Source organism: Pseudarthrobacter sp. NPDC058362, from assembly GCF_042723515.1.
Taxonomy (GTDB): Bacteria; Actinomycetota; Actinomycetes; order Actinomycetales; family Micrococcaceae; genus Arthrobacter.
In genome coordinates, this window is record NZ_JBHXIW010000003.1 from 36,216 (window position 1) to 62,598 (window position 26,383).

Genomic DNA, 26,383 nt, shown 5'->3' on the forward strand with positions numbered 1-26,383 from the left:
GATGCCCCAGGAACCCCACACGGCCGGCAGCGCCACTGTTCCGGCAGTCCACACCCCGGACCTGCCTCCCGCCCCCGCCTATGGACGGCGTTCCGTGGCCGAAGTCTTCTCAAGTGCCGCCGCAAGCCTGGGCGTGCCGGGCTTCGCCAACGTCCTCGGCCTGCCCGACGCTTCCCGGGTCTGCGTGGTGGTGGCGGACGGCCTGGGACGCAATCTGCTGAAGCAAAAGACCGCCCACACCCCGTTCCTTCGCTCCGTCATCCAGGCGGGCCAGGGGGACATTCCCGTCTGGCTGGACTCGGCGTTCCCCACCACCACGGCGGCAGCGCTGGCCAGCCTGGGCACCGGACTTCCGCCCGGGCAGCACGGCATGGTGGGCTATGACGTCCTGGACCCGGCCCAGGACAAGGTGGTCAACCTGCTGGGCAACTGGGATCCCGGCGTGGACCCCCTGGCCTGGCAGCCGTTTCCCACCGTCCTGGAACGCGCCGCAGACCACGTAACCGTCACCACGGTCAGCCTTCCCCAGTTCGGGGATTCCCCGATGACGCGTGCCGTCCTGCGCGGTGGAGACTTCGTGTCCGGGACCACCTCCCATGCCAGGACAGCAGCCGCAGCCGAAACCATGGCTGCACCGGGCGCGTCCCTCATGTACTTCTACGTGAACGAACTGGACAAGGCGGGGCATCGCTACGGCTGCCAGTCAGCCCAGTGGGAACACCAGCTGGAGGAACTGGACGCCACCCTCAAGCGGCTCCACGCCACCCTGCCGGCCGGCACCACAATCCTCCTGACCGCGGACCACGGCATGCTGGACGTGCAGGAGCAGCAGCGGCTGGACTACTCCGCAGACCCGGCCCTGATCCAGGGTGTCCGGCACACGGCAGGGGAGCCGCGCATGGTGCACCTGTACCTGGAGCGGGACGCCGGCCCGGACGCGGCAGCCAGGCTCGCGGACGCGTGGCGTGCCCGCTTCGGCGCACGGATCTGGGCGTTCACCCGGGACGATGCCCTGGCCGCGGGCCTCTTTGGTCCGGTCCGGCCGGAAGCCGCGGGCAGGATCGGCGACGTCATGGTGGCCGCCCGTGACGCTGTGGCCTTCTACGACACCCGCCGCGTCCGGCCGGCCGCCATGGAGGTGGTGGGCCAGCACGGCTCCCTGACCAAGGCCGAACGTGAGGTTCCCCTGCTCTGTTTCCAAGCCCAGGGCAGGACAGCGCGGCGTGGCTGAGCTGGTTTTCTTCTCCGGGACGATGGACTGCGGCAAGTCCACGCTGGCGCTGCAGATGGACCACAACCACCGGGCCCGCGGGCGGGGCGGCGTGCGGTTCAGCCGCAACGACCGCGCCGGCGAATCGCGGATTTCCAGCCGGCTGGGGCTGCAGACGGACGCGGTGGAAGTGCTGGACAGCACCGATTTCTGGGATGAGGTGATGCGCCGCCGTACGCAGGGGCAGCGGGTGGACTACCTCATCTGCGACGAGGCGCAGTTCTATTCACCGGCGCAGGTTGAACAGCTTGCCAAGGTGGTGGACGAGATTGACGTGGACGTCTTTGCATTCGGCATCACCGCCGATTTCCGCACCCGGCTCTTTCCCGGCTCCCAGCGGCTTATCGAGCTCGCTGACCGGGTGCAGGTACTCCAGGTGGAGGCGCTGTGCTGGTGCGGACGCCGCGCCACCCACAATGCCAGGACGGTCGACGGCGTCATGGTCACCGAAGGGGCCCAGGTGGTGGTGGGCGACGTGGACATGGCTGGCCCCGCTGCCACAGCGGCCGCCGACCACATCCCGGTGGTGGGATACGAAACGCTCTGCCGCCGGCATTACATGCGCCGCGTGACCGCGCACGGCGCCGCGCTCATGGCAGGACAGGACCAGTTGCTGCCGTTCGACGTCGACGCGTGCCTGTGGCGGGGCTCAGGCGCTTTCTAGTCGGTGCGGGTACCGAACACGATCTCGTCCCAGGACGGGACGCTGGACCGTTTGGGCCGGGCCGGCTGGCGCTCGGGCACCTCGGGATCAGGCGGGGACGATGCGTTGGAGGAATCGTCGTCGTGCCGTGGTGCCGGCCGGCGTTGGCTGCCGCCAAGCAGCTCATCCAGCCCCGCGCCGCCTGAACTGCGGCCTGCGCCGCTTCCTTGGGAGCCCTTTTGCGGAGACGCCACGATGGTGATCTCCCGCGTGGCGGTGCTGACGCCGTCGTGCAGACGCAGCGATTCGTCCAGTCCGTCGTCGTCCGCTGTGTCGCGCAGCGGCGGGATGAGGCTCAGCCGGGACAGCATGGAAGGGCGGGCGTCGCGTCGCCGGATAAAGGAGTCGCCCCGTCCCGGCGGGGCTTCCTGCGGCTCCTCCGGAACCTCGGGCTCCTCTTCCTCCTCTGCCACCACTTCGGAGGGACGGGGGTGGGCGGCCGGGACACCGTGGGCCAGGAGGAGCGCCAGGGCGTCGTCCGAATCCTCGTCCACACCCAGGCGCTGGCCGCGCCGTGAGCGGAGCATGTCCAGGAGCTCGTCCGGTTCGGTCCCGGCTGCCGGGTCCTCGTCGGAGCCGGCCGGCACAGGCTGCGGACCACGGGCGGGACGGGCGGCGTCGGCATCCGTCTCGAAATCGAAGGGCCGGTCCGAGACGGCGGAAAGCCGGCGGGCCGGAACCGGTCCGTCCAGCGGCTCCAGCTCGCTCAGCTGCTGCGCCCAGCGGTTGGCGTTCTGCAGTGATTTGCGGGAGGGGATGAAGGTCCACAGGGCGGGCGGCTCTTCGCCGATTCCGGCGGCCCCGGTGTTGGCTTCGAAACTGGCGGAAACGGTCCAGGTGCCGTCCTGGCGGCGCCAGGAATCCCACTCCACGCCGGCCGGGTCGATGCCGTGGGCCGAAAGCCGGTGCCCCACCATGTCGGCCAGCGTGGCCGGGCTGTCACCGAATGCTGCGCGGTAGGCATCATGTCCGGGAGTGGGCGACGCCACCTCGATTTTGCGGGCCTGCTGGGCCACGTATTCGCGCTCGGCCAGCACCGGGCCTTCGTAGCGTTCCACCTTGGACAGCGGCAGCCCGGAAAGCTCAGCGACGTCCGCGGCCGTGGCACCGGCCCGGATCCGCGCCTGGATGTCCCGCGGAGACATGGCAATGGCAGGCCGCTCAACCGTTTTTTTGGCTGGTGCGCGGCTCGCCGCCCGGAGTGCTTCATCGATCGGCAGCTGGAACATCTCGCCGCCGGCACCGCTCAACAGGAGATGCGTCCCGTCGTCGTGTACGCCTACAAGCCGTAGATCCTGCATGCAAATCCTCCACCCTGGCATTACTATCAATCGAAACTCTGCCATCCGCGTGCCCGGAATTGGCTCAAGGTGCAGGGCGCGCCGCGAATTAGCGGCGGCCAGGGCCGGGAGGCGCTAGTGGCGGGTGAGTGCGGCGGTCAACTGATCCGGGTGCCGGGTGGACGTGAGCCAGTACGGCGTACGGTCTGCGGGGTCGGTGATCCGGATCCTGACAACGGGATCGATCCAGCCGCGGATGCACAGGTAGGCCAGGCCGTTGAGCCGGGTCCCGCGTTCGGCGGTCGCTTCGGAACCGCGGAAGGCCTCCACCTCGCCCACGAAGCGGCGTTCGATGGTGGCCCGGCCCACCGTCAGTGTCTCACCGGTGACTTCGATGGCGGGCGTGGAGGTCAGCAGGAGCACAGCGATGACGGCAAACAGCACCGCCGCGGCGGTGAAGCCCGCAGCCATGCTGATGGGGGCAAACACCAGAATGCCTGCTCCGGAGATTCCGGCTGCGATGATCCAGATCCATGCATTGGGCCACAGCTTCTCGCGGTAGATCACCCCGGTGCCGGTTGGCGGAATGCTGGGAAGGGGCGCGGCAGGGCTGGATTCGGGCATGGGGACAGCTTTTCATCTTTGGCGTGCTATTTCATCCCGGCTGCCGGCTGCGCGCCCGGGATCCCTCCCGCGCGCCTAGGTGAGGTACCACGGCCCGGGTTAGAGTGAGTGACTGTGACTGACCATTCCGCCGCACCAGGTACCGTTATCAACGACATCCCCACCGCAGACGAAGCATGGGAACCCACGCTGCAGGTGGGGCTGAAGATGCTGGATCCAGGACTGGAGGCGCCCTCCTACGCGCATCCGGGTGATGCCGGCGCCGACCTTCGTGCCCGCGAGGACGTTGTCCTCCAGCCGGGGGAGCGCAGGATGGTCCCCACGGGAGTTTCCATTGCCCTGCCGTTCGGCTATGTGGCGCTCATCCACCCACGTTCGGGCCTGGCCACCAAGCACGGCCTGACCATCGTCAACGCCCCGGGAACAGTGGATGCCGGGTACCGCGGCGAAATCGCCGTGACCCTGCTGAATACAGACTCCTCGCAGGCGATAGCGCTGCGCCGCGGCGATAGAATTGCCCAAATGGTCATTCAGCGCGTGGAGTATGCACAGTTTGTTCCCGTGGATGAATTGAGCGGATCGGTGCGCGGCACCGGCGGGTTCGGCTCCACAGGCGGATTCGTCCAGCCCGGGACCTGACTTTCCCGGTTTCCGTTACGGCGGCAGCAACGCACGACGGCGGCACCCACCTCAGGCGGGCCGGCGCACATCACACTAAGGAGACAGCCCCATGGTCTTTGGGCTCGGCAGGAAAACCAAGAAGGAACAGGCCACTGAACCCGAGGAGTCCCTGACTGCCGCGGAGCTTTCGGACAAGGCTGCCGAAGGCGACCACCGGCGGGCCAGCGGCCCGTTCGACGAATCCGAGGTGACGGGCCGCGACGGCTACGTGGATCTGGGAGCACTGCTGGTTGCCCCCTCCGAAGGCCTCCAGCTGCGCCTCGAAGTTGAGGAGGCGACCCAGCGCGTGGTGGCCGTGACCCTGGACCTCAACGGCTCCAGCCTCCAGCTGCAGGCCTTTGCCGCGCCGAAGACCGAAGGGCTGTGGGACGAGATCCGCGGCCAGATCGGCCAGTCCGTGGGCGCACAGGGCGGCCAGGTCGAAGAAATCGAAGGTCCCTTCGGGACTGAACTCATCGCCAAGCTTCCGGCGTCGGCCGCTGACGGCAGCCAGGGCTACCGCGTGGCCCGTTTCGTGGGTGTCGACGGGCCGCGCTGGTTCCTCCGAGGTGTGCTCGGCGGTGCTGCCGCGCTGGAACGGTCCGCTGCTGAACCGCTCGAGGCGCTGTTCCGCCAGGTGGTGGTGGTCCGCGGCGAAAACCCCATGCCCCCGCGTGACCTGCTGCAGCTCCGGCTTCCCAAGGACGCCACCGCAACGCCTCCGGCCGCCGTGCCTGCCCTGCAGGAACCCGAACGCGGCCCGGAGACAACACAGATTGGCTGATCCGATGGCCACCGGGCCGGGTTCCGCGCAGCCGGACGGCGACGTCGGCTGCCTGTCCCTGGACCGCCTGCCGGCGAAAGGCCGGGTGCTGTGCTGCGGCCGGATCGAGTCGGTGACATACGTCCCGCCGGGTGAAACCCCGGCCTTCACCGCCATCGTGTCGGACTCCGCTAAGGGCAGGAAGGGCCGTGCTGCCCGCCCCGGCGGGGAGCACGGCCGGCTTCGGGTGGTGTGGCTGGGCCGCCGGCGGGTCCCCGGGATCGAACCGGGGACGGAGCTGCGGCTAGAAGGCATGCTCTCGCACAGCCGGGGCCTGCCCACCATCTATAACCCGCGTTACGAAATACTGTCCCGCCAGGAGAATGAATGACATCGTCCCAGCCCGACCCGACGCCCGGTGGCCAAAGCCACCGCGACGCTGGCGGTAACGACAGCGCCGCCGCTGACCGGCAGGCGGGGACTCCCATGGCGGACATCGCGGCCGGCTATGCGGCCAAGGCCGGGCTGCACCGTACCGACGACGGCCGGGTGGACGTGCTGCGCAGCGCTGGCGGAGTCCAGGGCATTGCCGAAAGCATCGTCCCGGGACTGGTGTTCCTGGTGGTCTTCACCATCACCCGTGAATTGACCCCGTCGCTGGTCGCCGCCCTCGCGGGAGCCGCTGTCTTCACTGTGGTCCGGATTATCCAGCGGCGCCCCCTGACCCAGGCCCTGGCGGGTGTGGTGGGTGTTGGAATTTCGGCATGGCTGGCAAACACCACGGGCAGGGCCGAGGACTTCTACCTGCCTGGTTTCTTCACAAACGCCGCCTACATCGTGGCCATGGTCATTTCGATCCTGGCCAAGTGGCCCGTCGCCGGCCTGCTTTTCGGGTTCATCCGCAATGAGGGCCTGGACTGGCGGAAGGACCCGGGGCGGCTCAAGGCCTACCGGCTGGGTACCTGGATCATCGTGGCTGTCCTGGCCCTGCGGCTGGTTGTCCAGGTGCCGTTGTACCTGCTGGGCCCGGACGGACTCACCGCCCTAGCCACGACACGGCTCATCATGGGGGCGCCGCTGTACATCCTGGGCGTGTGGGTGGCCTGGCTGGTCACCAAACCTGCGCCTGCCGCCTCCTAACCGTCGAAGCCGTCATCCTCCTGGGCCTGTTGCGGCTCGGCTGCGGCTTCCCTGCCCGGAGCGGTCTCTGCCTCCTCCGCTGACAGCAGTGCCCGCAGTTCGTCCTCCGCGGCGATGGTCGTGACGAAGAACAGCTCGTCGCCGCCGTCGATGACATCATCCCGGCTGGGGGTGATGGGAGCATGGTCGCGGAGGATGGCCACCAGGGTGGAATCCTCCGGCCAACGGATGTCGCCTACCGTCTTCCCGATCACATGCGAATCGTGCGGGACGGTGAACTCCACCAGCGATGACACTCCGGTCTGCAGCGTGAGGAGCCGGACCAGGTCGCCGATCTCCACCGCCTCCTCCACCAGCGCTGTCATGAGCTGCGGGGTGTTGACGGCGACGTCGACGCCCCAGGAGTCGTTGAACATCCAGTCATTCTTCGGATTGTTCACCCGACCCACGGTCCGGCCCACTCCAAACTCCGTCTTGGCCAACAGCGAGACCACCAGGTTGACCTTGTCGTCGCCCGTGGCCGAAACCACCACGTCCGCCTCCTCGACTTTGGCGCCCTGGAGTGTGCTCAGTTCGCAGGCGTCGCCCACCAGCCAGTGCGCGCCGCGCAGCCCGCTGCGGCCGATGACCTCCGGCTTCTGGTCGATCAGCAGGATTTCGTGGCGGTGGGCCAGCAGTTCCCTGGCAATGGAGGAACCGACGCTGCCTGCGCCAACAATCACGACTTTCACTGAAACTCCTTGGCGGGTGCTTTGGCCAGGACCTGCGCCACCTGGGCGCTGCGGTCCACGTGCAGCATGGCATGGACGGTATCGCCGTCCTGGTAGGCGGTGCCGGCCTCCGGCAGCAGGCCCTCGCCAAAGCGGGTCAGGTACGCCACCCGGATGCCCGCAGCCGCCTCGATGCTGCTGATCCGATGTCCCACCCAGGCTGCGTCCAGGTCCAGTTCGGCCAGGACGAGCCGGCCGGACGGTTCGCGGAAGTCGCCGGCGAGGTGCTGTTCGGGAAGGATCCGGCGCAGGACCTGGTCTGCGCTCCAGCGGACTGCCGCCACGGTGGGAATGCCCAGCCGTTGGTAGATCTCGGCCCGGCCGGGGTCGTAAATGCGGGCCACCACGTGCGGGACGTGGAACGTCTCGCGCGCCACCCTGGTGGCCAGGATGTTGGAGTTGTCCCCGCTGGACACGGCGGCGAAGGCGTAGGCCTCGTCAACGCCTGCCTGCCGCAGAGTATCGCGGTCGAAGCCCACGCCGGTCACCTTGCGGCCGGTGAAGCCCTGCCGGAGCCGGCGGAAAGCCCGGTCGTCCTGGTCGATGATGGCCACGGAATGCCCGGCATCTTCGAGCGTGTGCGCGAGGGTTGCACCCACCCGGCCGCATCCCATGATCACGAAGTGCGCCACCGTATCTCCTCTTCATCACCGACAACGTGCTGCAGCACGAAACTCTACCGGCCCGTCCCCTGATCGCGCCCGGGGCAGGCCGTCATGACATCGCCCGGGAATCAGACTAGCTTTGTGGGGTGCTGACAATATTCAATGCCGCCAAGCGGGTGCTGGTGGGCAGGCCGTTCAGGAATGACCGGCTGACCCACACGCTGCTGCCCAAGCGGATCGCACTTCCGGTGTTCTCGTCCGACGCCTGGTCCTCCGTAGCCTACGCGCCCGATGAAATCCTCCTGACCCTGGCACTGTCCGGCGTCAGCGCTGTCGCTTTCTCGCCATGGGTTGGCCTGGCCGTCATGGTGGTGCTGCTCACCGTGGTGGCCTCCTACCGCCAAAACGTCCACGCCTATCCCTCCGGGGGAGGCGATTACCAGATAGCCAACGAGAACCTGGGCAAGTACGCCGGCCTGACGGTGGCGTCAGCGCTGCTGGTGGACTACGTCATGACCGTGGCGGTATCCATGGCCTCGGCCGCTTCCTACGTGACCACCGCAATCCCGGCGCTCCACGGCCAGCAGGCCTTCGTGGCGGCAGCCGGGGTGGCGGGACTGGCCCTGGTAAACCTCCGCGGCGTGAAGGAAGCCGGAACCCTGTTCGCCGCACCCTCCTATATCTTCATGGTGGCCATCCTGGGCATGACTGCGGTAGGGCTTTTCCAGGCGTCCACCGGCACCCTGGGCCAAGCGCCGTCGGCGGCGTTCACCATTGTTCCGGCCCCCGGGTTCGACGAAGGGCTGGTGGGCCTGGCCGGTGCGTTCCTGCTGTTGCGTGCCTTTTCCTCCGGCGCTGCAGCGCTGACCGGCGTCGAAGCCATCAGCAACGGGGTGCCGAACTTCCGTCCGCCCAAGAGCCGGAACGCTGCCACCACCCTGCTGCTGCTGGGCCTCCTCAGTGCCGTCATGTTTGCCGGGGTCATCTACCTGGCGAACGCCACCAAGGTCCACATTGTGCTGGACCCGGCCACGGAGTTCCTCCTGGACGGCAAACCGTTGCCCGAGGGGTACATCCAGAACCCGGCCATCAGCCAGATCGCCCAGACCATTTTCGGGGCCGGATCCCTGCCGTTCTATCTGGTGGTGGCCGCTACCGGCCTCATCCTGGTCTTCGCGTCCAACACGGCCTTCAATGGCTTCCCGGTCCTGGGCTCCATCCTTGCCCAGGACGGCTACCTGCCCCGCCAGCTCCGCACCCGCGGCGACCGCCTGGCGTTCAGCAACGGAGTGCTGGCCCTGGCTGCCGGCGCGCTGGTCCTGATCCTGGCGTTCAACGCCGACGTCACCAAGCTCATCCAGCTGTACATCGTGGGCGTCTTTATCTCCTTTACCGCCAGCCAGCTGGGCATGATCCGGCACTGGGGCAGGAAGCTCAAACTGGCAAGGGACAAACCCACCCGGCTGCGCATGGCCAAGTCGCGTGCGATCAACAGCGTGGGCTTCGGCATGACCGCGCTGGTGCTGGTCATCGTAGTCGTCACCAAGTTCGAACAGGGCGCCTGGATCACGCTGATCGTCATGCTGGGCCTGTTCCTGATGATGTGGAGCATCCGGGCGCACTACGACAACGTGGCCAAGGAACTTGCCGTGGACGAGGATTCGTCCCCGCGGGCCCTGCCCACCCGGGTGCACGCGGTGCTGCTCGTCTCGCACGTGCGCAAGCCTGTCCTGCGGGCCCTCGCCTACGCCCGCGCATCGCGCCCGTCCAGGCTGGATGCGGTCACCGTGGACATCGATGCGGAGGAGACGGCCGGTACCGTGGCCGACTGGGAGAAGCTCGGGATCCCGGTGCCGCTGACGGTCCTCGCCAGCCCGTACCGGGAGACGGTGACGCCCATCATGGAGTACATCAAACAGATGCGGCGCGATTCACCCCGCGACCTGATCGTGGTCTATATCCCCGAGTACGTGGTGGGTAAATGGTGGGAGCAGCTGGTCCATAACCAGACGGCACTGCGCATCAAGACCCGGCTGCACTTTGAACCAGGCGTTATGGTGGCCAGTGTTCCGTGGCAGCTCAAATCATCCGAAGAAGCCAAGAACATGCAGGACGTGCAATGACCTCCCACATCCCCTCCACCAACGGATCCCGGACCGATGGTCCCGCCGGCGCAGTCCGCGAAGCCGTCCTGGATATCGGGCCCGTGGCCCACGGCGGGCACTGCGTCGCCCGCGACGGCGGCCGGGTGGTCTTCGTCCGGCACGCCATCCCGGGCGAAAAAGTCCGGGTCCGGTTCACGGACGCCGAAGACAGTGCCAAGTTCTGGCGCGCCGACGTCGTGGAGGTCCTGGAAGCCTCCCCGGACCGTGTGGAGCATTTCTGGCACCCTGCAGACTCCGGGCGGGCCTGGTCCCACGGGCACCCGCCGGTAGGCGGCGCTGAATTCGGCCACATCACCCTGCCCCGGCAGCGGCGGCTGAAGGCCGAGGTGCTGGCTGAGCAGCTGAGGCGGCTGGCCGGCGTCGACCGCCTTCCGTCCGGCGCGGACCTTTCCGCCGGCGGTGGGGGAATAACCGTGGAGGCCGTGGGCGGTACACCCCGGCAGCAAGGAGCGTCCGACGGCGGCGGGGGCCTCGGGTGGCGCACCCGGGCGAGCTTCTCGGTCACACCGTCAGGCCGGCTGGGCATGCACGCCCACCGCTCCGACCACATCGTTCCCGTGCGGGAGATGCCGCTGGCCAGCGATGCGATCAACGCGCTGCGGCTGTGGGATGCAGACCTGCAGGGCATCGAGCGCGTCGAGGTTGCGGCGCCGGCCAACGGGAGCCGGCCGCTGGTCCTGTTGGCACCATTGCAGGGCACGAAGGGCAAGCGGCTCAGCGCCGTCGTCGCGGCCCTGCCGCAGGACGTGTCCGTGGCAACGTTCGACCCGGCCACTGAAGAGGTGCGCCAGGTCCGGGGCCGCACCTGGGTGCAGGAAACCGCGGCGGGACATGAATACCGCGTGACCGGGGCGGGGTTCTGGCAGATCCACCGCGACGCGCCCGGGACACTTGTGGGTGCGGTCACAGATTTCCTCGGAAACGGCGGTTTCCTCCGCCCCGGCTCGGTGGTGGCAGACCTATACGCCGGCGCCGGCCTGTTCACTGCCGTGCTGGCCGACGCAGTGGGCGAGACAGGCTCCGTCCTTTCCGTTGAAGGGTCGCCCGGAACCAGCCGCGACGCACGCAAGAACCTGCACGCCGCGCCCCAGGTGGAGATTGTGCAGGGCAGGGTGGAACGGGTCCTCCGCCAGCAATCGCGGGACTTCGACGCCCTCATCCTGGACCCGCCCCGGGCCGGGGCCGGCAAGGCCGTCGTGGGGCAGCTGGTGGCATCGGCACCGCGGGCCATCGCCTATGTTTCCTGCGACCCCGCTTCATTTGCCCGGGACGTTGGCTACTTCCGGCAGGTGGGGTGGGAGCTTTCCGGGCTGCGCGCGTTCGACCTCTACCCGCACACCCACCACCTGGAGACCGTGGCACTGCTGACTCCCGCGCCATGATGCCGGAGGTGGTTTTCGACTACGATGGCCGTAGTAGTCCCACGTCGCGCCCGTAATCACGGCCGGCCGTGTGCAATTTTCGGGCCCGAACTAATTAGGGCGTCCTAACTAGCAGGCGGTCAACCGCGCGACAAAGATGAAACTGTTGCGAGAGGAGTCCTGCGATGAGCACTGTGGACAGCTTCGGTTCAAAAGGCCAACTTAATGTAGCCGGAACCGAATATGAAATTTTCCGGTTGAACTCCGTTGAAGGTGCAGAAAACCTTCCGTTCAGCCTCAAGGTATTGCTTGAAAACCTGTTGAGGACCGAGGACGGCGCGAACATCACTGCCGATCACGTTCGCGCCTTGGCAGGCTGGGATCCCAACGCCCAGCCCGATACAGAAATCCAGTTCACGCCTGCCCGCGTGATCATGCAGGACTTCACCGGTGTCCCCTGCGTGGTGGACCTGGCGACCATGCGTGAAGCGGTCAAGGAACTGGGCGGCGACCCCAAGCGGGTCAACCCGTTGGCGCCTGCCGAGATGGTCATCGACCACTCGGTCCAGATCGATGCCTTCGGCAACTCCGGCGCACTGGAGCGCAACATGGAGATCGAATATCAGCGCAACGGCGAGCGTTACCAGTTCCTGCGCTGGGGCCAGACCGCGTTCGACGACTTCAAGGTGGTTCCCCCGGGAACCGGCATCGTCCACCAGGTCAACATCGAATACCTGGCGCGCACCGTCATGACCCGTGAAGTGGACGGCGCCCTCCGCGCCTACCCCGACACCTGCGTGGGCACCGACTCCCACACCACCATGGTCAACGGCCTGGGCGTGCTCGGCTGGGGCGTCGGCGGCATTGAAGCCGAGGCGGCCATGCTCGGCCAGCCCGTCTCCATGCTGATCCCGCGCGTCGTGGGCTTCAAGCTCAGCGGCAGCATCCCCGCAGGCGCCACCGCAACCGACGTAGTGCTGACCATCACCGAAATGCTGCGCAAGCACGGTGTGGTGGGCAAGTTCGTGGAGTTCTACGGCGAAGGTGTGGCCGCCGTGCCGCTCGCCAACCGCGCCACCATCGGCAACATGAGCCCCGAATTCGGTTCCACCGCCGCCATGTTCCCGATCGACGACGTCACCCTGGACTACCTGCGCCTCACCGGCCGCTCGGAGCAGAACGTCGCCCTGGTGGAGGCCTACGCCAAGGAACAGGGCCTCTGGCACGATCCTTCCCGCGACATCAAGTTCTCCGAGTACCTGGAACTGGACCTGTCCACGGTTGTTCCGTCCATCGCCGGCCCCAAGCGCCCGCAGGACCGCATCGAACTGACCGAGGCTAAGGACGAGTTCCGCCACGACCTCAAGAACTACGTCTCCCACGAAGCGGACGCCGGCACCCTGGACGAGTCACTTGAGGAATCGTTCCCCGCTTCCGATGCACCGTCCTTCACCGCCGGAGCCACCCATATCTCCGACACCGACCGTGAACCGCCGAAGTATTCGGCAGCGCATGGCGGCGCGGGACGCATCACCAAGCCCGTGCCGGTCAAGATGGCGGACGGACGCGAGTTCGAGCTGGACCACGGAGCGGTAACCATCGCCTCCATCACGTCCTGCACCAACACGTCCAACCCGTCCGTCATGCTGGCCGCCGCAGTGCTTGCCCGCAACGCCGTCGAGAAGGGCCTGACCGCCAAGCCGTGGGTCAAGACCTCTGTTGCCCCCGGATCCAAGGTTGTCACGGACTACTACGAGAAGTCCGGGCTGACCCCCTACCTGGAGAAGCTGGGCTTCTACATCGTTGGCTACGGCTGCGCCACCTGTATCGGCAACTCCGGTCCGCTGGAACCCGAGATCTCCGAGGCCATCCAGGCCAACGACCTCGCCGTGTCGGCCGTCCTCTCGGGCAACCGCAACTTCGAAGGCCGCATCAACCCGGACATCAAGATGAACTACCTGGCCTCCCCGCCGCTGGTCATCGCCTACGCCCTGGCCGGATCCATGGACTTCGACTTCGAAACCGACTCCCTCGGCAAGGACGAGGCCGGCAACGACGTCTTCCTGAAGGACATCTGGCCCAACCCGGTTGAGGTCCAGCAGGTCATCGACTCCTCGATCGACAAGGACATGTTCACCAGGGGTTACCAAGGCGTTTTCGAGGGTGACGAGCGTTGGAAGGCGCTGGACACCCCGGCCGGCGACACCTTCGCCTGGGATCCGAACTCCACCTACGTCCGGAAGCCCCCGTACTTCGAGGGCATGCAGGCACAGCCCGAGCCGGTCAAGGACATCACGGGCGCCCGCGTGCTCCTGAAGCTGGGCGATTCGGTCACCACCGACCACATCTCCCCGGCAGGTTCCTTCAAGTCCGACACCCCGGCCGGCCAGTACCTGCTGGCCAACGGCGTCGAGCGCAAGGACTTCAACTCCTACGGCTCCCGCCGCGGCAACCATGAGGTGATGATCCGCGGTACGTTCGCGAACATCCGCATCAAGAACCAGATCCTGGACGGCGTCGAGGGTGGCTTCACCCGCGACTTCACCCAGGAAGGCGGCCCGCAGGCTTACGTCTACGATGCTGCGCAGAACTACCAGCAAGCGGGAACCCCGCTGGTGGTCCTGGCCGGCAAGGAATACGGTTCGGGTTCCTCCCGCGACTGGGCTGCCAAGGGTACCGCCCTGCTGGGCGTCAAAGCCGTCATCGCCGAGAGCTACGAGCGCATCCACCGCTCCAACCTCATTGGCATGGGCGTCCTGCCGCTGCAGTTCCCGGCCGGTGAGAACGCCGCCAGCCTGGGCCTGTCCGGCACGGAAACCTTCTCTGTTGAGGGCGTCACCGCGCTGAACGAGGGCACCACGCCGAAGACCCTCAAGGTCACGGCCACCGCCGAAGACGGAACCGCCACGTCCTTCGATGCCGTCCTGCGCATCGATACCCCGGGCGAAGCGGACTACTACCGCAACGGCGGCATCCTGCAGTACGTCCTGCGCCAGATCTCCGCCAACTAACGGATCCCGCCAGCAGGCACCCTTTTACCGAAGCCCCGGCCGGTCACCGACCAGCCGGGGCTTCGGCTTTGCACCCAAACCAAGGCGTTAGAGTTAAACGGCACGTCTACCACCCGAAGGAGGGGTCGTTGGGAATCTTGGACACCATCCGGAATCCGCAGGACCTGAACGAGTTGTCCGAAGAACAGCTGTCACAGCTGGCTTCGGAGATCAGGGAGTTCCTGATCACGAACGTCTCCCAGACGGGCGGGCACCTCGGACCGAACTTGGGCGTGGTGGAACTGACGCTCGCCGTGCACCGCATCTTCGACTCGCCGCGGGACAGCATCGTCTTTGATACCGGACACCAGTCCTACGTGCACAAGCTGCTGACCGGGCGCCAGGATTTCAGCACCCTCCGCCAGGAAGGCGGACTTTCCGGCTACCCCTCGCGCGCCGAGTCGGAGCACGACATTGTGGAGAGCTCGCACGCCTCCTCATCCCTGTCCTGGGCAGACGGCATCTCCCGCGCCCGCCAGCTCACCGGCCAAGGCGACCGGCATGTGGTGGCCGTGGTTGGCGACGGCGCCCTCACCGGCGGCATGGCCTGGGAAGCCATCAACAACATCGCGGCGGACAAGAAGCGCCGCGTGGTGATCGTGGTCAATGACAACGGCCGCTCCTACGCACCCACTGTTGGCGGCTTCGCCGACTACCTCGCGTCGCTGCGCCCCACCATCGATTCCTTCCGCGCCGCCCCTGCGTACGAGGTGGCCCTGGACTGGTGGAAGAAGAAACTCCAGAACGGCGGCCCCGTCGGCCAGTTCACTTACCGCAGCCTGCATGCCATGAAGAAGGGCATCAAGGACTGGTGGGCGCCGCAGGGCATGTTCGAGGACCTCGGCATGAAGTACATCGGCCCTGTGGACGGGCACAACCTCCAGGCCATGGAGCACGCCCTGTCCACGGCGCGGAACTATAACGGGCCGGTCATCGTGCACGCCATGACGGAGAAGGGCCACGGCTACGCCCCGGCCCGCGCCCATGAGGCGGACCAGTTCCACGCCGTCGGCATCATTGACCCCGAAACCGGGGAACCCACCGGCAGCGGCGGAGCCCAGTCCTGGACGTCCGTCTTCGCGGACGAAATCGCGGACATCGCCGATGAGCGCGAGGACGTGGTCGGCATCACCGGCGCCATGCTCATCCCCGTGGGCCTGCACAAGTTCGCGGCCCGCCACCCGGACCGGGTGATCGACGTCGGCATCGCCGAACAGCATGCCCTCACCTCAGCCGCCGGGATGGCATTCGGCGGCCTGCACCCTGTGGTGGCCGTGTATGCCACCTTCCTAAACCGGGCTTTCGACCAGCTGCTCATGGATGTGGCGCTGCACAAGGCCGGGGTGACCATCGTCCTGGACCGGGCCGGAGTCACAGGCCCTGACGGTGCCAGCCACCACGGCATGTGGGACATGGCCATGGTCCAGATTGTGCCCGGCCTGCACCTTGCCGCGCCACGTGACGCCAGCCGCCTGGGTGAAGAGCTCCGCGAGGCCATGGCCATCACCGACGCCCCCAGCGTGGTCCGCTTCTCCAAGGGATCGGTAGGCGCAGAAATCGAAGCGATCGAGCGGCTCAGCGACGGCGTGGACGTCCTGGCCCGCCGTCCCGCCGGATCCACCGACAACGACGTCCTGATCGTCAGCGTGGGCGCCATGTCCGAACTGGCGCTGGATGTCTCCAACCGTCTGGGCGCCCAGGGCATCAGCACCACCGTCGTCGATCCGCGCTGGGTCCTGCCCGTGCGGCGTTCGATCGTTGCATTGGCCTCGCACCACCGCCTGGTGGTCTGCATTGAGGACGGCGTGCGCGCCGGCGGCGTGGGATCGCGCATCCGGCAGGAAATGCGCGCGGCCGGAGTAGACACAGCCCTGAACGAAGTGGGCCTGCCGGTCGAATTCCTGGACCACGGCACGCGCAGCCAGGTCCTGGAGCGCGTGGGCGTCACCGCCCAGCAGATTACGCACGACGTCGTTGCGCAGGTTCTGGGAACAAAGGTTCCCTTTGCGCGCCCCCTGCCCGGGCAGCAGCACCCCACCACCGGCAGCCTTCCCATCCTGTGAGGGGCGAGGCGGAACTCAAATACCCCGGGGTGCTGGGTGAGCCCGCCGGCCCCGGGCACCCGGGCGCCACGCGGGTGCCGGAAGGACTCCGGCCCGGCCAGTTGGTCGTGGCGCGGAACCGGAAGTGGAACGGCAAGGCGCACTGGGTGGTGCCGGGCCGCTACCTGGGGGAGGACCGGCATGGCTGGTGGATCTTCCAGGGCACCAACGAATTCTGTTCACGCCCCGGGGCTGCGTTCTACACGCAGTCGGACGCAGTGCTGCTCATACCCCGCGAAGGACAATGGGTGGCTACGTTCTACGATGACGCCCACCCCGGCGGAGTCCGCGTCTACATCGACCTTGCCGTCGCCCACGAGTGGCAATCCATCCGGCCCGACGTGATGGAATTCCATGTGATCGACATGGACCTGGACGTGGTGCGCACCTCGGGTCGCGGCGTCTTCATCGACGATGAGGACGAGTTCGCCCAGCACCGGGTGGCCATGGACTACCCGCAGGAGCTGGCCGGAGAGCTCGAGGCGGCAGCAGACCAGCTTTTAAACGCAGTGAAGGCACAGTACGCACCGTTCGACGGCACCGACGCCGAATGGTTTACCAAAGGACGCACATGAGCGGCATCATCAGGGTTTACCGGCGCGACGACGAAGGTGTCCTGCACTTCCGGGAGGCCTGGTTCGATGAGGACTACAGCCAGTTCGTGATGAACTACGGCGTGGTGGGACACCAGAGCAAGACCGAAGAGACGGACGTGCCCGATGCCGGCGCCGCGGAGGGCCTGCTGGATGCCTTCGCCGCACAGTGCGCCGAGGACGGCTACAAGGAAATCCCGGACGAGGAGCAGTCCTGGGTCGTTGCCCAGTTCGCCCTGAAGACCCGGGAGGGCACGGACCGCGACCGCTACCTCCAGGAAAAGGCCACCGATGCGCTGATCAGCCACCTGGCCTGGCGTGGCCTGGGCACCGTGGAACGTTCGGAATTCACGGACTACAAGCTGAACATCTTTTGCCTGTCTCCGGAAGTGAGCAAGGCCGTGAACGCCATCAAGGTGTGCATCCGCGGCGAGGACCTGGATTTCACCAAGCTCAGCATCGGCGCCGCACCGTTCGGGGAGCCGGACCGGTTCAAGCTCAAGCACTCGGCCAAACCAGCAAACAGCTTCAGCCTTTAGGAGGGTTCCGTGACCCCGTACCGACGCGTCGGCAAATCCGGACTTACTGTTTCCGCGGTGGGCCTGGGCTGCAACAACCTGGGCCGTGCCAACACGGCCACCGAATCCCAGGCCGGCACTGATGCGGTGGTCCGCGCAGCGCTGGACGCCGGCATCACCCTGTTTGACGTCGCCGACACCTACGGCCGCGAGCCTGGCCTGAGCGAAACGATGCTGGGCAGGGCCCTGGGCGGACGCCGGGCCGAAGCGGTGCTGGCCACCAAGTTCGGCATGGACATGAAGGGGGCCAACGGCGCCGACTACGGCGCGCGGGGTTCGCGGCGGTACATCATCCAGGCCGTGGAGTCCTCCCTCCGCAGGCTGGCGACAGACTGGATCGACCTTTACCAGTTCCATACGCCGGATCCGCTGACGCCCATCGACGAGACCCTCGCAGCCCTGGACGGCCTGGTCCGCAGCGGCAAGGTCCGGTACATCGGCCACTCCAACCGGGCCGGCTGGCAGATCGCGCAGGCTGAATACGTTGCCCGCGAACTCGGCAGCACCCGCTTCATCTCCACGCAGAACCACTACAATCTCCTGGACCGGCGCGCTGAACTGGAGGTCATACCGGCTGCCGAGGATTTCGGCCTCGGGGTGTTGCCGTACTTCCCGCTGGCCAACGGGCTGCTGACCGGGAAGTACGCTCCGGGCCGGGCTCCGGAGGGATCCCGCCTCAGCCACACCCGGACCCACATGGTGGAAGACGCCGACTGGGACCAGTTGGGCAGGTTCAGCCTGTTCGCACGGGAGCGCGGGCTGACCGAGGTGCAGGTAGCCTTCTCCTGGCTCGCGGCCCAGCCGTCCGTGGCCAGCGTCATCGCCGGTGCCACCAGCCCCGGGCAGATACGCGAGAACGCGGCCGCCGCCGGATGGGCGCCGTCGGTGGAGGATCTCGCGGAACTGGACGCCATCTTCCCGCCCGTTCCCAAAGTGGCCCTCTTCTAGCCGTGGCCGCCTTCCTGCTGGACGTGGACACCGGCATCGACGATGCCCTGGCCCTGGTGTACCTGGCCGCGCTGCCGGACACCGAATTCGCCGCCGTCACGGCCTCGCCCGGCAACGTGGACGCGGACCAGGTGGCCCGCAACACCCTTGCCCTGCTGGAGCTTTGCGGCCGGCCGGACGTGGAGGTGGCCATCGGGGCCCGCGCCCCCCTGTCCATCCCGTTGCTCACCACCCCCGAAACCCATGGGCCGCAGGGCATCGGCCATGCCGTCCTGCCGGAACCGCAGGGAAGGCTCTCGCCGCGCAACGCCGTCGACCTTTGGATTGAAAAGGCCCGGGGGCGCCCGGGGGAGCTGACGGCGCTCATCACCGCGCCGCTGACCAACTTCGCCCTGGCCCTGCGGCAGGAGCCGGACCTGCCGGAACTGCTCGCGGGGGTGGTCATCATGGGCGGATCCTTCTACTACCAGGGCAACACCACGCCCACAGCCGAGTGGAATACCCACGTGGACCCGCACGCGGCCAAGGAAGTCTACGCCGCGTACCGCGGCCGGCCCGTGGACAGGCTGCCCGTCGTCTGCTCCCTGGACACCACGGAGCGCATGGAACTTCGCCCGGAACACCTCCGGCTGCTGGCCGAAGCCGCGGGCGCCTCGGTACCTGAGCTGGTCCTGCCGGAGCAACCCGAAGGGCAGCGCAGCACCTCGGACAACATAGTTATCCGCCACCTGTCGGACGCCCTGCGGTTTTACTTCGAGTTCCACCGGCTCTACGACCAGGGCTACCTGGCCCATGTCCACGACTTCTTCGCTGCGGGCGTGGCAGCCGGCACCCTGGAGTATTCTGCCCGGCCTGCCACGGTGGACGTGGAAGCTGATTCGCCGCTGCTGGCCGGGACAACCGTTGCCGACTTCCGCGGCCTCTGGGGATTCCCCCCGAATGCCCGCATTGTCACCGACAACAACCCCGCGCAGGCCTTCACTGAACTGGTGTCGACGGTCGGCCGCCTGGCGCGGGAACGCGGCTGAGCGGCGGCCTGTCCCGGCGGTAGAATGGGGGCGGTCCGGCCAGGCACTGCTGCCCGGCCGCCGCTGCCGAGGTGACATAGGCGGCGTTCCCCAGGGCCCGGAACCTCCGGGCCTCCCGCGCCTGCACCCAAAGGAAACCGCATGTCATCGCCCTCCCTGACGTTGCCGTCCCCGGCACCCGCCGCCGCCCGCAGGCGCCGCCTGCTCGAGATCCTCGGCGCCGTGGCCATCGCCGGCACCTACATCTACCTTGTCCTGAACCAGCCGGCAGATATCACAGGGGGCCCCGGCAGCGCCTCGGCCCTGATCGCACTCTCCGGCTTCCTGGCAGGCGCCGTCCTGCTCATCGTCGCCGTCCTGCCCACCCTCCCCACCTCCACGCTGGTGCTGATCCCGGTGGCGCTGGTGCTGAACATCGTGCTGGGCCAGTTCGTGGGCAGCACCCTGGTTCCGTTCTACCTGGACGCGATCGGCACAGTCCTCATCGCAGTCCTCGCGGGCCCCGCCGCCGGTGCCGCGACCGGCGTTCTCAGCAGCATCGTCTGGTCCTTCTTCAACCCCACGGTCCTGCCTTTCGCCGCCGGCGCCGCGCTGATCGGCTGCCTTGCCGGGCTCGCCGCCCGTTACGGGCTCTTCCGCCGCTTCTACCTGGCCCCCGTGGCCGGCTTCGCCACTGGCATTCTGGCCGGCGTGGTCTCGGCGCCTGTCGCAGCCTTCGTCTTCGGCGGCACCTCCGGCGTTGCCACCGGAGCAATCGTCAGCGCCTTCCGCGCCATGGGCGACTCGCTGCTGACCGCCATTACCAAACAGGCCCTGATTTCTGACCCGATGGACAAGGCGATCGTCTTCACTGTCGTGGCCATCCTGGTCTACGCCCTCCCGCGCCGGGCCCGCCTGCAGTTCCCGTTCGTCCGCCGCCACAGGGTGCTGGCCGGCAAGGTTCCCGGACAGGACGCCTAGGCAGCATCCATGCGTCTACACCCGCTGACCTCGCTGGCAGCGGCCGGCAGCACTGCGGCCATAACGACTGCGGCGGCGAGCCTGCCGCTCTCGCTGGCCGTAACCGCCGGCTGCGCTGCGCTTGCGTTTCAGGGCGGGACGGCGCGCCGGGTGCTTCCAGCGGCAGCAGCCGTGCTGCTGCCGCTGGCTGTCTCGCTGCTCATGGTGCATGGGTTATTTTTTCCTGAGGGACGTACTGTTCTGGCGCAATGGGGGCCGGTGCGGATCACCGCTGAGGGGCTGGCGTTCGCGCTGGAACGGACGGCCCTGCTGGCCGCCGTGGTGGTGTCCCTGCTGCTGTTCTCCTTCACCGTCAGGGTGCCGGACCTGGTGGCTGCCCTGTCCGCCCGGGGCGTCAGTGGCAGGGTCGCCTTTGTCCTGGCATCCACCCTGACGCTGCTGCCTGCGATTACAGCCAGGACCGCGGTGATCCGGCAGGCCCAGGAGGCGCGCGGCCTGGTCATCCGCCGCGGGCTCCTCCACCGGATGGCGTCGTTCCGGCTGCAGGCGGTACCGCTTGTCTTGTCGCTCGTCGAGGAAGCCGGCACGCGTGCCGCGGCCCTCGACGCGCGCGGCTTCAGCAGCAGCGGTCCGCGCACCAGCTACCGGGAAGTGCCCGATTCCCGCGGGCAGCACATCCTGCGCGCCGCGCTGGTGCTGGCTGCAGTCGCGGCCATTGGTGCGCGGCTTTGGACCACCGCGGCGGGGACCTAGCATGCACGCTACCGCCACCCCGGCCCTGGCAGCTTCCATCCGGTCCTTTGCCTTCCACGGGGAAGACACGCCCGCCCTGGCCGGGCTTGAGCTGTCCTTCGTTCCGGGGTCCCGTACCGCCATCATCGGCGCTTCCGGCAGCGGCAAATCCACTCTCGGCAGGATTCTGGCTGGCTGGCTGATGCCCGGGAGCCACGGCACATTCCATGGCCGCCTCGCCGCGGCGGGCACCGTCCTGGAGTTCGACGGCGGCCCCGACGACCCGCGGATCGACCCCGCGGCGTGGGGCAGGCTGGTGGGCTTCGTTCCGCAGGACGCCGCTGCGGCCATGTCCACCGTCCGTGCCACCGTGGCCGAGGAACTGGCGTTCGGGCTCGAGAACGCCGGCGTGGAACGGGCCGCCATGGTGGCTGCCGTGGAACGCACTGCCGGGCTGGTGGGCCTCTCCAGGCTCCTGGAGCAGGACCCTGCAACGCTGTCCGGCGGGCAGCTCCGCCGCCTGGCCATCGGCTGCGCCGTCATCGCCGATCCGCCCGTGCTGGTGCTTGACGAGCCGGCCGCCTCGCTGGACGGCGGGGGCCTGGCAGAACTCACGCTGCTGGTGACAGACCTCGCAGCGGCGGGCACCGCCGTCGTTATCCTCAGCCAGGCCGTGGACGACCTGGTCCTGGCCGCCCCGGACTGGGTTGTCCTTTCGGCCGGCAAGGCCACGGCGCGCGGGCACCGGGATGAATTCCTCCGCGGGGACGCGCCGTTGCCCGCCTCCGTCCGCAGGCCCCTCTTCGGCAAGCCTGGAACCCCGCCCGATGCCGCCCCTGCGGCCCGTCCCGCCGAGTCAGGCAAACCGTCCGGAGCAGCGCTGGAATTCCGGGCAGTGGCGTTCAGCTATGCCGCCGTCCGTGCCGACAGTCCGGCACATCCTGTCCTTCATGGCGTTGACCTCACGGTGCGGCCGGGGGAAGTCGTGGCTGTCACGGGTGCCAACGGCGCCGGAAAATCCACGCTGCTGCGCCATGCGAACGGGCTGCTGCAGCCGGACCGTGGCGCCGTCCTGGTGCAGGGGTGCGGCATTGCCGGCAAACCCGTCGGGGACGTGGCGGCGGCCGTGGGATTCCTGTTCCAACATCCGCGCCACCAGCTCTTTGAACGTACCGTCCTGCGGGAGGTCAGGTTTGGCCTGGACCGGCTTTTCCCGGCTGTGGAAGCGGAGCGGCGCGCCCGCGCAGCGCTGGAGGCCGTTGGCCTGGCAGCCGAGGCGCTGGCCCACCCGGCGGAACTTCCGGGCTCACGCCAGCGCCTGCTGGCCCTCGCCACCGTCCTGGCCCGCCGGCCCGCCGTGCTGGCCCTTGACGAACCCACCGTGGCTCTGGACGCGGATGGCCTGGCCGTCCTGGATGCGGCCGTGCGGTCCGCTGCGGCGGAGGGCGCCGCCGTCGTACTGGTCACGCATGACCTGGACTACGCACGGACGGCGGCGCACCGTGTCGTGGCGCTCGACGGCGGCCGGCTGGCAGGGCACTAAGCACACCTGCCAGCCCCGAAACGCAAGCCCCGACTACCAGTCCAGTTACGCCGGACGCGGCCGGGATGCGGTGCCCGGCGGGAGGAAACGCCTGCCGTTGACGCGTTCGGAGGCACCCATCCGGTCGAGGTACGGGGTGATGCCGCCCAGGAACATGGGCCAGCCGGCGCCCAGGATCATGCAAAGGTCGATGTCCTCGGGGCCGGCCACCACGCCTTCGGAGAGCATCAGTCCGATTTCCTCCGCCAGGGCATCCTGGGTCCGCCGCAGCACCTGGTCCGCCGTCGACGGCGAGCTGCCCTGGGACAGCAGCGACATGGTGGAATCCGGGATGGACCGCGTTCCGTCCCCGTTATCCGCCCACAGGGTCCGCACGCCGTTGTCGATGAGCTTCTGCAGGTTGGTGCTCACCGGGAAACGGTCGCCGAACGCTTCGTGCAGGGATTCCTGCACGTGCTGCGCTACGGGCAGGCCAACCATGGCGAGCAGCGTGAAAGGGGTCATCGGCAGCCCCATGGGGCGCAGCGCGTTGTCCGCCACCCGGGCCGGAGTTCCCTCGTCAAAGGCCGCCGTGACCTCACCCATCAGCCGCAGCAGGATGCGGTTGACCACGAAGGCCGGCGCGTCCTTGACCAGTACGCCGGTCTTCTTCAGGGCCTTGGCCAGCTCGAAGGCCGTGGCCAGGACGGTGTCGTCCGTGCGGGGGGCGCGGACGATTTCCAGGAGCGGCATCACTGCCACAGGGTTGAAGAAGTGGAAGCCCACCAGCCGTTCCGGATGCTGCAGGTCGGCGGCCATCGCGGTGACGGACAGCGAGGACGTGTTGGTGGCCAGGATGCAGTCCTCGGCCACGATGGCTTCCAGCTCCGCGAAGACCTGCTTTTTGACGGCCAGCTCCTCAAAGACGGCCTCGATGACGAAGTCTGCGTCCGCGAAGGCCTGCTTGGATATCGATCCTGTCACCAGTGCCCGGGTGCGGTTGGCCGCGTCCTGGCTGAGGCGCTTCCTGGCCAGGAGCTTGTCCACCTCGGCGTGGACGTAGGCCACTCCCTTGTCCACCCGTTCCTGGTCTATGTCCGTGAGGACCACGGGAACCTTAAGCTGCCGGGCAAACAGGAGGGCCAGCTGGCCTGCCATCAGCCCGGCGCCCACGACTCCGATCTTGGTGACCGGGCGGGCGAGTTTCCGGTCGGGGGCCCCGGCAGGCCGTTTGGCGCGCTTCTGGACCAGGTCGAGGAACGCGTAGACCGTGGACCTGAACTCGTCCGTCTGCATCAGGTCCGCGAGCGTTTCGCATTCCAGCGCGGCTGACTCGGCCTGGGTCATGGTGCGGTTGGCTTCCATAACATCCAGGACCTTGGCCGGCGCCGGCGCGGCGTTGGAGATCTTTGCCTCAACGAAGGCGCGACCGGCCGCAACGGCGTCGGACCAGCGGGCGGCCGTCTCCGGGGATGACGGGTCCACGGCGTGGGGCCGTTCGGGAACCACCTCGCCGGAAATGACTTTCGCGGCCCACGCCAGGGACTGTTCCAGGAAGTCCGCCGGCTCGAAAAGGGCGTCCGCGATGCCCAGCTCGAAGGCCTGGGGGCCCGTGAGCGTGCGGTTGTTGCTGAGCGGGTTTTCGATCATCACCCGCACCGCATTTTCCGGACCGATCAGGCGCGGCAGGATATACACGCCGCCCCAGCCAGGAACCAGCCCGATGAAGGCCTCGGGCAGGGCCAGGGCGCCGGCACCGGTGGACACTGTCCGGTAGGTGGACTGCAGCGCGACCTCCAGGCCGCCGCCCAGTGCCGCACCATTGATGAAAGCAAAGCTGGGAACGCCCAGGTTGGCCAGTGTCGAGTAGACATCGTGGCCCAGCTGAGCCATCAGGCGGCCATGTTCACGCTCCTCCAGTGACTTCACGGCGGAGAGGTCGGCGCCCGCCACCAGGTAGTACGGCTTGCCGGTGATGCCGACGCCAACGATCTCGCCGCGGGCTGCCCGGTCGCGCAGGCCCTCCAGGATTGAGCCCAGCTCCACCAGGGTGTTCGGTCCCAGGGTGGTCGGCTTGGTGTGGTCCAGGCCGTTGTCCAGGGTGACCAGGGCGAAGGTGCCGCCGGCAGCGGGGGAAAGCTGGATGTCCTGGACGTAGGAGTGGGTGACGGTCTCGGCGGGAAAGAGGTGGGCGAAAGTGGTGAAATCTGCTGCGCTCATGCCGTGGCTCCTTCGGTGACGGTTCCGCTGTAGGCGGGGTGGTGCGGGTTTTCCCAAATGACGGTGGCGCCCATGCCCAGTCCAACACACATCGTGGTGATGCCGTAGCGGACCGAGGGGTCTTCCTCGAACTGGCGCGCCAGCTGGATCATCAGCCGGACGCCGGAGGACGCCAGCGGGTGGCCCACGGCAATGGCGCCGCCGTACCGGTTGACCCGGGGGTCGTCGTCGGCAATGCCGAAGTGCTCCAGGAAGCTGAGCACCTGGACAGCGAAGGCCTCATTGATTTCGAACAGTCCAATGTCCCCAATGGACAGTCCGGCGTTCCGAAGCGCCTTTTCCGTAGCGGGGACGGGACCGATGCCCATGACTTCCGGTGCGACGCCGGCGTAGGCGTAGCTGACCAAACGCATCCGCACCGGCAGGCCGAAGGCTTCGGCAGTTTCCGCGGAGGCCAGCAGTGCTGCCGTTGCGCCATCGTTGAGGCCGGCCGCGTTGCCTGCGGTAACCCGGCCGTGGGCACGGAACGGGGTCCGGAGCGACGCCAGGTCCTCCATGGTGGTGTCCGGCCTCGGAGGCTCGTCCACGCTGTGGACGGTCCAGCCCTGGCCAGGCTTACGGGCCGCGACGGGCACCAGGTCCGGCTGGATCTGCCCGGCGCCATAGGCGGCGGCCAGCTTGCGCTGCGACGCCACGGCGTAGGCGTCAGCCCGTTCCTTGGTGATGGACGGGAACCGGTCATGCAGGTTTTCGGCGGTGTTGCCCATGTTCAGGGCGGCCGGATCCACCAGGCGTTCGGACATGAACCGGGGGTTGGGATCCGCGCCGGAGCCCATCGGGTGGTTGCCCATGTGCTCAACTCCGCCGGCAATGACCACGTCGTAGGCACCGAAACCAATGCCTCCGGCGGTCGACGTCACTGCTGTCAGGGCGCCCGCACACATCCGGTCGACGGCGAATCCGGGCACCGTGCGGGGTAGCCCCGCCAGCAGTGCCGCGGTGCGGCCGAGCGTCAGGCCCTGGTCGCCGGTCTGGGTGGTGGCGGCGATCGCAACCTCGTCAACCTTTTCGGGCGGCAGCGAGGGGTTGCGGCGGAGCAGTTCGCGCAGGCACTTGACGATTAGGTCGTCCGCGCGGGTGCCGGCGTAGATTCCTTTTTCACCGGCCCGGCCGAAGGGGGTGCGGAGGCCGTCGACAAAGACGACGTCGCGGATGGTGCGCAGTGGTGCGCCGCTTCCGTGGTGGCTCACGTGTAACTCCTCATTGAGACGTAGGCGCCCGTCGCATGCCGCGGTAGGGCAGGCAGGGC

At 67.9% G+C, this 26,383-nt stretch carries 23 protein-coding genes; 17 read left to right on the forward strand and 6 right to left on the reverse strand.

Features of this window, described 5'->3' with window-relative positions; all coding sequences use genetic code 11:
* Nucleotide 1: 1 nt before the first annotated feature.
* Together ACFWIX_RS07730 and ACFWIX_RS07735 are read left to right on the forward strand one after the other, a co-directional pair.
* The gene (locus tag ACFWIX_RS07730) at nucleotides 2–1,231 is read left to right on the forward strand and encodes an alkaline phosphatase family protein (RefSeq protein ID WP_377215546.1); all 1,230 of its coding nucleotides are present in this window, start codon (nucleotides 2–4) and stop codon (nucleotides 1,229–1,231) included.
* Nucleotides 1,224–1,934, forward strand: coding sequence for a thymidine kinase (locus tag ACFWIX_RS07735; protein ID WP_377215547.1), 711 nt, complete (start codon nucleotides 1,224–1,226; stop codon nucleotides 1,932–1,934). Before ACFWIX_RS07730 ends, ACFWIX_RS07735 begins: the two co-directional genes overlap by 8 nt.
* Here the strand turns inward: ACFWIX_RS07735 and sepH are convergent.
* Together sepH and ACFWIX_RS07745 are read right to left on the reverse strand one after the other, a co-directional pair.
* Nucleotides 1,931–3,274, reverse strand: a complete 1,344-nt coding sequence (sepH, locus tag ACFWIX_RS07740) for a septation protein SepH (RefSeq protein WP_377215548.1) — start codon at nucleotides 3,272–3,274, stop codon at nucleotides 1,931–1,933. The two genes, ACFWIX_RS07735 and sepH, sit on opposite strands and share 4 nt — an antisense overlap.
* A gap of 114 nt (nucleotides 3,275–3,388) precedes the next feature.
* Nucleotides 3,389–3,877 carry a DUF3093 domain-containing protein gene (locus tag ACFWIX_RS07745; RefSeq protein ID WP_377215549.1) on the reverse strand — a complete coding sequence of 163 codons (489 nt, stop codon included), beginning with the start codon at nucleotides 3,875–3,877 and terminating at the stop codon, nucleotides 3,389–3,391.
* Nucleotides 3,878–3,991: 114 nt separating this feature from the next.
* Between ACFWIX_RS07745 and dut the strand changes: the two genes are divergently transcribed.
* From dut to ACFWIX_RS07765, 4 genes are all read left to right on the forward strand, one after another.
* Complete coding sequence (dut, locus tag ACFWIX_RS07750) at nucleotides 3,992–4,516, forward strand: dUTP diphosphatase (RefSeq protein ID WP_377215550.1); 525 nt, start codon at nucleotides 3,992–3,994, stop codon at nucleotides 4,514–4,516.
* A 91-nt stretch (nucleotides 4,517–4,607) separates the two neighbouring features.
* Nucleotides 4,608–5,321 (forward strand): DUF3710 domain-containing protein, encoded by a 714-nt coding sequence (locus ACFWIX_RS07755; protein WP_377215551.1) that lies wholly within the window; start codon nucleotides 4,608–4,610, stop codon nucleotides 5,319–5,321.
* Complete coding sequence (locus tag ACFWIX_RS07760; protein WP_377215552.1) at nucleotides 5,314–5,691, forward strand: OB-fold nucleic acid binding domain-containing protein; 378 nt, start codon at nucleotides 5,314–5,316, stop codon at nucleotides 5,689–5,691. Before ACFWIX_RS07755 ends, ACFWIX_RS07760 begins: the two co-directional genes overlap by 8 nt.
* A 95-nt stretch (nucleotides 5,692–5,786) precedes the next feature.
* Nucleotides 5,787–6,440 (forward strand): DUF3159 domain-containing protein, encoded by a 654-nt coding sequence (locus ACFWIX_RS07765; protein WP_377215900.1) that lies wholly within the window; start codon nucleotides 5,787–5,789, stop codon nucleotides 6,438–6,440.
* On the opposite strand, the gene ACFWIX_RS07770 is transcribed toward ACFWIX_RS07765, so the two are convergent.
* Both ACFWIX_RS07770 and ACFWIX_RS07775 read right to left on the reverse strand, forming a co-directional pair.
* Entirely contained in the window at nucleotides 6,437–7,171 is a 735-nt protein-coding gene (locus tag ACFWIX_RS07770) for a potassium channel family protein (RefSeq protein ID WP_377215553.1), read from the reverse strand. The genes ACFWIX_RS07765 and ACFWIX_RS07770 overlap by 4 nt on opposite strands.
* Entirely contained in the window at nucleotides 7,168–7,842 is a 675-nt protein-coding gene (locus ACFWIX_RS07775) for a potassium channel family protein (protein ID WP_377215554.1), read from the reverse strand. Before ACFWIX_RS07775 ends, ACFWIX_RS07770 begins: the two co-directional genes overlap by 4 nt.
* Before the next feature lie 119 nt (nucleotides 7,843–7,961).
* On the opposite strand from ACFWIX_RS07775, the gene ACFWIX_RS07780 reads away from it, so the two are divergent.
* The 11 genes from ACFWIX_RS07780 (at nucleotide 7,962) to ACFWIX_RS07830 (ending at nucleotide 22,875) form a co-directional block, all read left to right on the forward strand.
* Nucleotides 7,962–9,938, forward strand: a complete 1,977-nt coding sequence (locus tag ACFWIX_RS07780; protein ID WP_377215555.1) for an APC family permease — start codon at nucleotides 7,962–7,964, stop codon at nucleotides 9,936–9,938.
* Nucleotides 9,935–11,362 carry a class I SAM-dependent RNA methyltransferase gene (locus ACFWIX_RS07785; protein WP_377215556.1) on the forward strand — a complete coding sequence of 476 codons (1,428 nt, stop codon included), beginning with the start codon at nucleotides 9,935–9,937 and terminating at the stop codon, nucleotides 11,360–11,362. Before ACFWIX_RS07780 ends, ACFWIX_RS07785 begins: the two co-directional genes overlap by 4 nt.
* 164 nt (nucleotides 11,363–11,526) lie before the next feature.
* Nucleotides 11,527–14,352 (forward strand): aconitate hydratase, encoded by a 2,826-nt coding sequence (locus ACFWIX_RS07790; protein ID WP_377215557.1) that lies wholly within the window; start codon nucleotides 11,527–11,529, stop codon nucleotides 14,350–14,352.
* Between the two features lie 128 nt (nucleotides 14,353–14,480).
* On the forward strand, nucleotides 14,481–16,454 hold the full coding sequence (dxs, locus tag ACFWIX_RS07795; RefSeq protein ID WP_377215558.1) for a 1-deoxy-D-xylulose-5-phosphate synthase: 1,974 nt from the start codon (nucleotides 14,481–14,483) through the stop codon (nucleotides 16,452–16,454).
* Entirely contained in the window at nucleotides 16,451–17,068 is a 618-nt protein-coding gene (locus ACFWIX_RS07800) for a DUF402 domain-containing protein (RefSeq protein WP_377215559.1), read from the forward strand. The genes dxs and ACFWIX_RS07800 overlap by 4 nt, the downstream gene beginning before the upstream one ends.
* Nucleotides 17,065–17,625, forward strand: coding sequence for a hypothetical protein (locus tag ACFWIX_RS07805; protein ID WP_377215560.1), 561 nt, complete (start codon nucleotides 17,065–17,067; stop codon nucleotides 17,623–17,625). The genes ACFWIX_RS07800 and ACFWIX_RS07805 overlap by 4 nt, the downstream gene beginning before the upstream one ends.
* 9 nt (nucleotides 17,626–17,634) lie before the next feature.
* Nucleotides 17,635–18,612: an aldo/keto reductase gene (locus ACFWIX_RS07810; protein ID WP_377215561.1), complete on the forward strand. Its 978-nt coding sequence runs from the start codon at nucleotides 17,635–17,637 to the stop codon at nucleotides 18,610–18,612.
* 2 nt (nucleotides 18,613–18,614) lie between these two features.
* Nucleotides 18,615–19,640, forward strand: coding sequence for a nucleoside hydrolase (locus ACFWIX_RS07815; RefSeq protein ID WP_377215562.1), 1,026 nt, complete (start codon nucleotides 18,615–18,617; stop codon nucleotides 19,638–19,640).
* A 141-nt stretch (nucleotides 19,641–19,781) separates the two neighbouring features.
* Nucleotides 19,782–20,600 carry an ECF transporter S component gene (locus tag ACFWIX_RS07820; RefSeq protein ID WP_377215563.1) on the forward strand — a complete coding sequence of 273 codons (819 nt, stop codon included), beginning with the start codon at nucleotides 19,782–19,784 and terminating at the stop codon, nucleotides 20,598–20,600.
* Between the two features lie 9 nt (nucleotides 20,601–20,609).
* Nucleotides 20,610–21,353 carry an energy-coupling factor transporter transmembrane component T gene (locus ACFWIX_RS07825; protein WP_377215564.1) on the forward strand — a complete coding sequence of 248 codons (744 nt, stop codon included), beginning with the start codon at nucleotides 20,610–20,612 and terminating at the stop codon, nucleotides 21,351–21,353.
* Nucleotide 21,354: 1 nt separating this feature from the next.
* Nucleotides 21,355–22,875, forward strand: coding sequence for an ABC transporter ATP-binding protein (locus tag ACFWIX_RS07830; RefSeq protein ID WP_377215565.1), 1,521 nt, complete (start codon nucleotides 21,355–21,357; stop codon nucleotides 22,873–22,875).
* 45 nt (nucleotides 22,876–22,920) lie between these two features.
* Here ACFWIX_RS07830 and ACFWIX_RS07835 read toward each other — a convergent pair whose 3' ends face one another.
* Together ACFWIX_RS07835 and ACFWIX_RS07840 are read right to left on the reverse strand one after the other, a co-directional pair.
* Nucleotides 22,921–25,074, reverse strand: coding sequence for a 3-hydroxyacyl-CoA dehydrogenase NAD-binding domain-containing protein (locus ACFWIX_RS07835; RefSeq protein ID WP_377215566.1), 2,154 nt, complete (start codon nucleotides 25,072–25,074; stop codon nucleotides 22,921–22,923).
* Nucleotides 25,071–26,324, reverse strand: a complete 1,254-nt coding sequence (locus ACFWIX_RS07840; protein WP_377215567.1) for a thiolase family protein — start codon at nucleotides 26,322–26,324, stop codon at nucleotides 25,071–25,073. The genes ACFWIX_RS07835 and ACFWIX_RS07840 overlap by 4 nt, the downstream gene beginning before the upstream one ends.
* Nucleotides 26,325–26,383 lie beyond the last annotated feature (59 nt).

Excerpts from the sequence above, each read along its gene's own strand:
- ACFWIX_RS07730 (WP_377215546.1), top strand. The coding sequence starts at position 2 with ATGCCCCAGGAACCCCACACGGCCGGCAGCGCCACTGTTCCGGCAGTC.
- sepH (WP_377215548.1), bottom strand. The coding sequence starts at position 3,274 with ATGCAGGATCTACGGCTTGTAGGCGTACACGACGACGGGACGCATCTC.
- ACFWIX_RS07745 (WP_377215549.1), bottom strand. The coding sequence starts at position 3,877 with ATGCCCGAATCCAGCCCTGCCGCGCCCCTTCCCAGCATTCCGCCAACC.
- ACFWIX_RS07755 (WP_377215551.1), top strand. The coding sequence starts at position 4,608 with ATGGTCTTTGGGCTCGGCAGGAAAACCAAGAAGGAACAGGCCACTGAA.
- ACFWIX_RS07765 (WP_377215900.1), top strand. The coding sequence starts at position 5,787 with ATGGCGGACATCGCGGCCGGCTATGCGGCCAAGGCCGGGCTGCACCGT.
- ACFWIX_RS07785 (WP_377215556.1), top strand. The coding sequence starts at position 9,935 with ATGACCTCCCACATCCCCTCCACCAACGGATCCCGGACCGATGGTCCC.
- ACFWIX_RS07790 (WP_377215557.1), top strand. The coding sequence starts at position 11,527 with ATGAGCACTGTGGACAGCTTCGGTTCAAAAGGCCAACTTAATGTAGCC.
- ACFWIX_RS07805 (WP_377215560.1), top strand. The coding sequence starts at position 17,065 with ATGAGCGGCATCATCAGGGTTTACCGGCGCGACGACGAAGGTGTCCTG.
- ACFWIX_RS07820 (WP_377215563.1), top strand. The coding sequence starts at position 19,782 with ATGTCATCGCCCTCCCTGACGTTGCCGTCCCCGGCACCCGCCGCCGCC.
- ACFWIX_RS07825 (WP_377215564.1), top strand. The coding sequence starts at position 20,610 with ATGCGTCTACACCCGCTGACCTCGCTGGCAGCGGCCGGCAGCACTGCG.
- ACFWIX_RS07830 (WP_377215565.1), top strand. The coding sequence starts at position 21,355 with ATGCACGCTACCGCCACCCCGGCCCTGGCAGCTTCCATCCGGTCCTTT.
- ACFWIX_RS07835 (WP_377215566.1), bottom strand. The coding sequence starts at position 25,074 with ATGAGCGCAGCAGATTTCACCACTTTCGCCCACCTCTTTCCCGCCGAG.